General features: G+C 39.6%; 9 protein-coding genes. 5 read left to right on the top strand and 4 right to left on the bottom strand.

The features are described from left to right. The first annotated feature begins 58 nt into the window (after positions 1-58). The 5 genes from HOO90_RS05050 to HOO90_RS05030 are packed head-to-tail and all read left to right on the top strand — an operon-like array spanning position 59 to position 3,714. Entirely contained in the window at positions 59-817 is a 759-nt protein-coding gene (locus HOO90_RS05050; RefSeq protein ID WP_292840245.1) for an ABC transporter permease subunit, read from the top strand. Positions 818-847: 30 nt separating this feature from the next. After that, positions 848-2,230, top strand: coding sequence for a Gldg family protein (locus HOO90_RS05045; protein WP_366928743.1), 1,383 nt, complete (start codon positions 848-850; stop codon positions 2,228-2,230). A gap of 21 nt (positions 2,231-2,251) precedes the next feature. Beyond that, entirely contained in the window at positions 2,252-2,620 is a 369-nt protein-coding gene (locus tag HOO90_RS05040) for a thioredoxin family protein (protein WP_292840243.1), read from the top strand. Position 2,621: 1 nt separating this feature from the next. Further along, complete coding sequence (locus tag HOO90_RS05035; protein WP_292840241.1) at positions 2,622-3,347, top strand: hypothetical protein; 726 nt, start codon at positions 2,622-2,624, stop codon at positions 3,345-3,347. After that, positions 3,328-3,714 carry a hypothetical protein gene (locus tag HOO90_RS05030; protein WP_292840239.1) on the top strand — a complete coding sequence of 129 codons (387 nt, stop codon included), beginning with the start codon at positions 3,328-3,330 and terminating at the stop codon, positions 3,712-3,714. Before HOO90_RS05035 ends, HOO90_RS05030 begins: the two co-directional genes overlap by 20 nt. A gap of 186 nt (positions 3,715-3,900) precedes the next feature. On the opposite strand, the gene HOO90_RS05025 is transcribed toward HOO90_RS05030, so the two are convergent. The 4 genes from HOO90_RS05025 to HOO90_RS05010 all read right to left on the bottom strand — a co-directional run. Further along, positions 3,901-4,725 (bottom strand): tetratricopeptide repeat protein, encoded by an 825-nt coding sequence (locus HOO90_RS05025; protein WP_292840237.1) that lies wholly within the window; start codon positions 4,723-4,725, stop codon positions 3,901-3,903. A gap of 47 nt (positions 4,726-4,772) precedes the next feature. Continuing rightward, entirely contained in the window at positions 4,773-5,411 is a 639-nt protein-coding gene (locus HOO90_RS05020) for a response regulator transcription factor (RefSeq protein ID WP_292840235.1), read from the bottom strand. Further along, complete coding sequence (locus tag HOO90_RS05015) at positions 5,412-6,818, bottom strand: histidine kinase (RefSeq protein WP_292840233.1); 1,407 nt, start codon at positions 6,816-6,818, stop codon at positions 5,412-5,414. A 257-nt stretch (positions 6,819-7,075) separates the two neighbouring features. After that, positions 7,076-7,439: energy transducer TonB (locus HOO90_RS05010; protein ID WP_292840231.1), on the bottom strand; the 364-nt coding region annotated here is incomplete at its 5' end.

The raw sequence follows: 7,439 nt of genomic DNA, 5'->3' as shown, positions 1-7,439 counted from the left end.
AGAACAAGCCCTGCCAGAACAAACGGCCGCCTAAGGATTAGGACTTAAGGATTCCACCATGATTATTAATGTAGCAAGAAAAGAATTAAAAAGTATGTTTGCCTCGCCGATGGGGTGGGTGATTTTGTCTGTACTAATATTTGCATTTGCCACCTACTTCATCAATGCTGTTACACAATACTATGGAATAATGTCTGGTAGCATTAAAACCAATGGACGCATTGGGGTTACGATGTTCATTGGCCAAAGTGTGTTTGGGCTAGCTTCATTTGTCATGCTATTTGCCGTACCACTCCTCTCGATGCGCTTAATTTCTGAAGAACGACGCAGTCAAACCTTAACTTTCCTATTAAGTGCACCCATCTCGTTGACGGAGATTGTATTAGGTAAATTTCTAGGTTTAGTAACATTTTTAACAATTATTATTGTGCTAATTACCGCCATGCTACTCACACTAAGCAATTGGACAGAATTGGACTATGGCTTTATTTTTTCTAACGTACTCGGACTATGGTTACTAATCGCTAGTTTCTCTGCATTAGGGCTATATTTTTCAAGCATCACCGCACAACCAGCCATAGCGGGGCTCCTGAGCTTTATTGCCCTATTTGCCTTACTTGCTTTAGACCAATTTGTGGCTGCTGATTCTAACAATCCACTCAGTCAGATTTTACGCCAACTGTCGCTCATGAATCATTTTGAGCCCTTATCACAAGGTATTATCGACTCTACCAACATTTGCTTTTTTCTGCTTTTTACTGCCACCTTCTTAATACTCACCTTGCGTCGATTAGAAGCGGAACGCTTGCGTGCTTAATCAATATCTTAGAAAACTGCGCATAACAGCATGAACACCAAAATAACTACCAGTAAAAAACTTCAATTACAAATATTGATTCAACATCCTATATTTGTTTTATTTTTTCTCGTTCTCATCGCATTATTAGGATTTTCATCCTATAAATTTCACATTTTACAAGATGTAACGCAGGATAATCGCAACTCCGTTTCTGATGGAAGCGTCAATATCCTAAACCAAATGCACGGTGCAATTTCTATCACTGCTTTTGCCCCAGATGATGAAGCCTTTCGCCAAAACATTAAGAATTTCATTGGCCGTTACCAACGCACTAAATCAGACATCCAGTTAAATTTTATCAATTCGGCTACGGACCCTAAACTTGCGCAGGAGGCTGGCATTAAAGCAAAAGGTGGTGAGTTGGTCATCGAGTATCAAAAACGAACTGAGCACCTCATTCCCCCCTATACGGAACAAGATGTCAGCAATGTACTGATGCGCTTAACTCGAACACATGAGCAAGCCGTGATGGCGTTAAATGGTCATGGTGAGCGTGATTTCTCTTCGAATAATAGTCAAGATTTTGGAACTTTCGGCCAACAATTGCTTGATAAAGGATTTAAGTTATCTCACCCTAATTTAATTACAGAATCCAATCTGGTAAAAAATGGTGCAATGCTGGTCATTGCTAGTCCAAAAGCAAATTTCACAGCAATAGAAGTAGCAAAAATCAAAACTTATCTTGATGCCGGCGGTAATTTATTGTGGCTATTGGATGATGAAAATCTGCGTGGTTTAGATGAGATTGCAACTTACATAGGTTTAGAAGTAGCTCAAGGCTTAGTGGTGGATAAATCCGCAGTAGAATTCGGCGGTAATCTTAAAACTGCATTTGGTGTGCAATATGGAGATCACCCAGTGACCGAGAACTTCAGGATTCGCACTTCATTTCCAGAAGCGAGAAAAATTTCTGCACATGGCACTTACGAAAATGGTTGGAAAGTACAAGAATTAGTGCGTGTCGCTCCGAATGGCTGGCTAGAAACGACTCCATTTAGGTCAGAAAGCGATATTAAAACAATCAATTTTGATGCAAAAAAAGATGTTGCTGGCCCAATTAACATCGCACTCGCTATTGAACGTAAATATGGCAAAAAAGGGCAGCGTGTCGTGGTGATAGGCAATGCAGACTTTTTGTCTAACACTTTTATTATTAATGGAGGCAATCTAGCCTTAGGCTTAAATATAGTGAACTGGCTGGTTGGTGACGATCATTTAATCACCATTCCGCCAACTATAATAAAAGATGGCAATCTGAACCTCACATCTGAAAGTAACTACAAGCCAGTATTTATCGGCTTTCAAATATTACTGCCCTTAGGCCTGCTCATTTACGGTTTCTTTACTTGGTGGAAGCGCAGAAAAGCTTAAACCAATTTTTCAGGATAAATTATGAAAGTCATTACCCTTAAGCATGAAAATTTTAAACAAGTAATTGAAAGCAACCCTTTTGTTATTATTGATTTCTGGGCTGACTGGTGTGAACCATGTTTAAAATTCACCAACACATTTGAACAGGCCGCTCACAATAATCCAGATATCGTCTTTGGTATGCTAAATACTGATACAGATTCTGAAATTGCCGCTTTCTTTAATATCGTTCAAATTCCGTGTGTTCTCGCGTTAAAAGATCAGGTTGTCATTGATGGGATTGTAGGTGAAATGCCAGCCAACGCATTTGCAGAAAGCATACAACAATGGCGTAATTTTGATAACTCGGAAATTAACCGACATTTTTCTGAAAAAGTACAGGCTAGCTAGAATGCAACTTTCTGTGTTGTATGATGTTACTCGTCAAATGGCAATTCTAATGCTCATCACTTCAATGGGTTTAATTTCGCAAAATGGATATGCAGCAGAAGCGAAGAAATCAGAAAACACAGCGAATACTACCTCGCCTGCTAAACATAAATCATTCATTGCAAATGATGAATTTTCCTTACATTCTAGCGCTCTACGTGACTTAATGTTAACGCTGTACCAATGCAATCCACATGAACTGCAAAAAAGTACAAAAGTCAGTAAAGAAGAATTTGTCCAATGGGTATTTGAAGGGCCATTTGGCTGGAAATTTGATGCGATTAGAAATAAGCAAACATTAGATGCCTTGTCATTAAGCCTTAATCCTGAGTATCAAGCCGATCGTGTATTACCTTTAGTAACGGGCTTATATACCATGATTCTAAATTCCTATGGCGGAGAAACAGAATATCGATTTACTCAACCAATTAACCCAAATATCCTATTAACTGCCTCACAAAATGTTGACATTAGTGCAATAAAATTACTCAATATTAAACGAGATAATGGTGAGGCATATATCGCTGATAATTGCAAATTAGCCGTTAAACAAAGTCTTAATGATATATCTCAGCATATCAGTCGTAATGCGCAAAATATTGCCAAGGAAACGAAGCAAGCCATTAATTTCAACACCCATAATTTAATGCAAATTGAGAACAAAAATCATGAATTTATTCAATTTTAATTTAGGCTTTACTAAGCGAATCAAAAGAAAATTGTGTTTAATTGTAACTTGTCTGTTACCTTTGCATATTGCTTATGCAGAAGAATCGTTGCCGTCAAATAACAATGAGGCTTCAAATATAAAATTTGTAGAAGAAGATGTGGCTGACTGCTCAATTAGCGACGGGAAACTCATCTCAATCAAAAATACAGATCCTAAACAAACTTTTCAAGTTTGGATTGACAGATGGTTCATGGATGTCCAGACGGCGGATCATACTAAACAGGTATTGCCTCCCAACGCAGTGGCTACTCCGCTGGGCTGCTCAATAGCGCGGGCAGGTGGTAAACAACACTGGACTATTTATAGCATCAAAGCAGTCGAGTAACTTTTAAAGTTTGTTATTTAACCCAAATGTTAATTTGTGAAAAAATCCCAACTAATCAATGAGGCTTTCCCTTACAGCTTATTATTTAAATGGTTAAGATAACAACTAGTTAATCTCCAAAGATAACTAGCATTTCCCTTTAAACCACGTGAGTAAATTCACGTGGTTATTTTTTAAACTACTTAATTAATGCGTCGTTGGCGCAGAATTGGCTGGTAACTTGGCATGCCAGCTATTGGCAGCTAGCTTACCTTTGGCAATATCTTCTGCCTTCATTGTTTTAACTAGCACATCTCTTGCTTGTTGCGCACCAACATGGTCTTGTTTAGCAGCTAGTTCAAGCCACATGTAGGCTTCCACTGCATCTTTTTTAACGGCAATTCCATCACAGTACAGTAAACCAAGCTCGTATTCTGCTTTATGGTGGCCTTGCTCAGCCGATTTTCGAATCCAGCTTTCAGCCAAGCTCAGATCTTTTTTTATGCCATTTCCGTCCAAATAGTTTTTACCAAGCGCCAACTGTGCTTTGTAGTGATTCTGCTCTGCTGCTTTACGATACCAGTCATTCGCCAGTTTGCCATCGGCTTTTACACCACGGCCTAATGTATAGAGTCTACCTAAGGCAAATTGCGACAAAATATGGCCTTGACTCGCTGCTTTTTGAAACCATTTAAATGATTCCACATCATTTTGTTCAACGCCTTGTGCTTGTGCGTACATCACGCCTAAATTGTATTGTGCATCCTGGTGCCCTTGCGCGCCTGCCTTTTTATACCAAGCGGCTGCTTGCGTATAATCTTGCTTAACACCTTGCCCTTCGTCATACATCATGCCCAAAATATGCTGTGATTGTTTATCACCGGACTCCGCCAATGGTTTGAATTCTTTGAGTGCTGCTGCAAAATCACGGCTGACAAATGCGGCCTTCCCTTCATCAAAACCAGCTAAGCTTTCACATGAAACAAATGCCGAAAGTGCAAATAAAATCCCAGTTAATAATTTTTTTTTCATAATCTTCCTTTAAATATTTCGGTAAACATCCTTGTCAATAAGCTAAATTAGCTTTCAATGAGTCCATGCCGCATAGCAAATCTAACCATTTCGATTGGGCTAGACACCTCAAGTTTTTGTTTGATAATCGTGTAATAATTAGCGACGGTCTTTTGACTGATTTTAAGCATCTCTGCCACTTCTTCGACCTTCTTACCTTCTGCTAACAATCTAAAAACTTCAAACTCTCTAGCTGAGAGCTGGTGCATTGGGTCGTCATCTCCCGTTAGCGTTTGTAAGGCAATTTTTTGGGCAATGACATCACTTAGAAAAGTTTTGCCCTTTACCACTTCAGTGACTGCGCGCGTTAAATCTTCAGCTGCGCCTGTTTTAGCAACATAGCCTTTAACGCCAGCTTTTAATGCTTGTGATGCAAAGGAAGCAGTTTCATGCATGGAAAATATGATGATTTTAGCTGCGGGAAACCGTTTTATAATTCGCCTTGCAGATTCTAGGCCGCCCATTCCAGGCATCGATAAATCCATCAAGACTACATCTGGCAACAAATCTCCATATTGTTGATAAGCTTGCTCACCTGAGTCCGCTTCTGCAATCACCTCGATGCCTTTTGTTAACTCAAGTAAACGACGTAAACCAGACCTTACTACTGCATGGTCATCTACGAGCAATAGTTTTGCCGTGACCATTTAAGCTGCTCGCTTAAGAAAATTTGTCGTCGAAGCGACATTTTTTGGCAATTTAACCATAATTCGGGTTCCTTCATGAGGCTCTGCATGCTGTTGATTACTGACTTGATTTCCACTTGATTCAATCTCCATCTCGCCAAGCAAACCTTGAATACGTTCTCTCATCCCAGCCAAACCATATCCGTGGGTTGCCGATGCCGGATCAAAACCGACACCATCGTCTTCAATTCTAATGTGGATATACTGCGCATCTTGCGTTACATTGATCACCACACGCCTTGCATTGGCATGTTTAGCAATATTGGTTAAACACTCTTGCACTACACGATAGGCTGTTATAGAAACCACTTCGTCTAACATACCTAATTCTTTAGCAACACTTTGAATTACGCTGACATTTCGACTGCGTTGCCGCCAATGATGAATCAACTCACCTAATGCCAAACTTAACCCAAGTTCATCCAACACACGTGGTCGCAGTCGCTGTAAAATCTCATGCACCATGTCCATCATTTGACGTGTCACACTACTTATCGCTCTAGCACTTTCTTTAGCTTGCGACAGTTTTTTGCCGCTTAATATAGCGCTAGCATCCATATGAATGGCCGTTAAATATTGTCCAATTTCATCATGAATATCACGTGCCAAATTCTTACGTTCGTCTTCTTGTAAACGAATAATCTGCTGGGTTAGGCGATGATTATTTTGAGTACTCCTTTGCAAAGTATCTGCCATCACGTTAAATTTTTGGCCGATTGCCTGCAATTCAACTTGCTTAAAATCAGGCAATCGATTGCCAAACTGGCCAAGTTGCATTTGCTTAAGCGCGTCGATGATTCGATCGACAGGCTTAAATGTGTACCTTACTGCAAAATAAACCAATATGTTAATCCCAACAAAGAATATCGTCGCCAGTCCTAAAAGTCCTATCGTGTCGTCCCACACTTCTGCAATTTCATAACTGGGGTCTGGTGTAACGACTAACTCGCCTACATAACGTCCACTTAAAATAATATTTCGAGTTTGCTTTGATAATCCAGCACCTGTTAATCCCATTGCATTGGTAAACCATTTTGGCGGCGCTTTATTTTCGGCCGATTGACTTTTAGTTTGATTTGATTCGCGCAATTTACCGTTAATATCATAAAACTCAATTTTTAGATGTCGGATATTACCCAGATTTTTCAACCTGAAAATTGAAGCGCCATCCGTATTGTTTATCCAACCATAGTCGGAGGAATAATGCAGAATCTCCGCATCCAACAAATGTAACGCCAAATTGGCTGTAGACGTTACTTCAGCACGCACATCTTCACTTGCATTCTTGATGACAAAAAAAGCACTTGCGCCTAATAACAATAGCAACAAGCCAGTAATCATCAAATTTAGTTTAAGTTGTAGGCTCATATTGGGGAACTTGTAGGTACGTATGTATATTATAGAGTTATGCGATTTTCATCTTGGGAAAAATTCCCGAATATTGCAATATTCGCGTCGTATTCTAAATAAACTTTGCTATTTGCATTTATTGACACAGCAAAAATACACACTGATTTTTTTTCACGGATTTTAACGTTTAAATATTCACAACGTTTGAGGTGTTAACTAAATTGAATGCTTGAGTGTCAGTTTTATGCTATTCACGGAATAGGTATGATTTCCAGCTATTCCACAAGTTTAAAGTCAATCGGCATGATCAACTTAACATCTCGCCCCTGATAGATTGCGGGTAGAGGCAACTCCTTTAATCCTTGCTGAATGATTACAATCGCTTCGTCATCTAATACTCTTTGACCCGCTGATTTTTCTATCGTTACACGAATAGTTTTACCATCTGGAAAAAAATGAACTAGCACTTCTACAGTACCTTGCCATCCGCGCCTGACAGCTATTGGAGGATAACGTTTAAAGCGCTCACAAATAATTTGTAATTTACTACCATATTCATTCCAAAATCCTTCGTCTCCTAGACCAATGCCACCTTCGCCATTGCCCTCAGCCATACCACTCGAATTGGCACCACTACCT

It is taken from the genome of Methylotenera sp. (genome assembly GCF_013141425.1).
Lineage (GTDB): Bacteria > Pseudomonadota > Gammaproteobacteria > Burkholderiales > Methylophilaceae > Methylotenera.
Note: the sequence above shows the minus strand (reverse complement) of the source record. Positions and strands in the feature narration are given on the sequence as shown.

Bases quoted from the DNA above. Each gene is read 5' to 3' on its own strand.
- HOO90_RS05050 (WP_292840245.1), top strand. From the start codon at position 59: ATGATTATTAATGTAGCAAGAAAAGAATTAAAAAGTATGTTTGCCTCG.
- HOO90_RS05045 (WP_366928743.1), top strand. From the start codon at position 848: ATGAACACCAAAATAACTACCAGTAAAAAACTTCAATTACAAATATTG.
- HOO90_RS05040 (WP_292840243.1), top strand. From the start codon at position 2,252: ATGAAAGTCATTACCCTTAAGCATGAAAATTTTAAACAAGTAATTGAA.
- HOO90_RS05035 (WP_292840241.1), top strand. From the start codon at position 2,622: ATGCAACTTTCTGTGTTGTATGATGTTACTCGTCAAATGGCAATTCTA.
- HOO90_RS05030 (WP_292840239.1), top strand. From the start codon at position 3,328: ATGAATTTATTCAATTTTAATTTAGGCTTTACTAAGCGAATCAAAAGA.
- HOO90_RS05025 (WP_292840237.1), bottom strand. From the start codon at position 4,725: ATGAAAAAAAAATTATTAACTGGGATTTTATTTGCACTTTCGGCATTT.
- HOO90_RS05020 (WP_292840235.1), bottom strand. From the start codon at position 5,411: ATGGTCACGGCAAAACTATTGCTCGTAGATGACCATGCAGTAGTAAGG.
- HOO90_RS05015 (WP_292840233.1), bottom strand. From the start codon at position 6,818: ATGAGCCTACAACTTAAACTAAATTTGATGATTACTGGCTTGTTGCTA.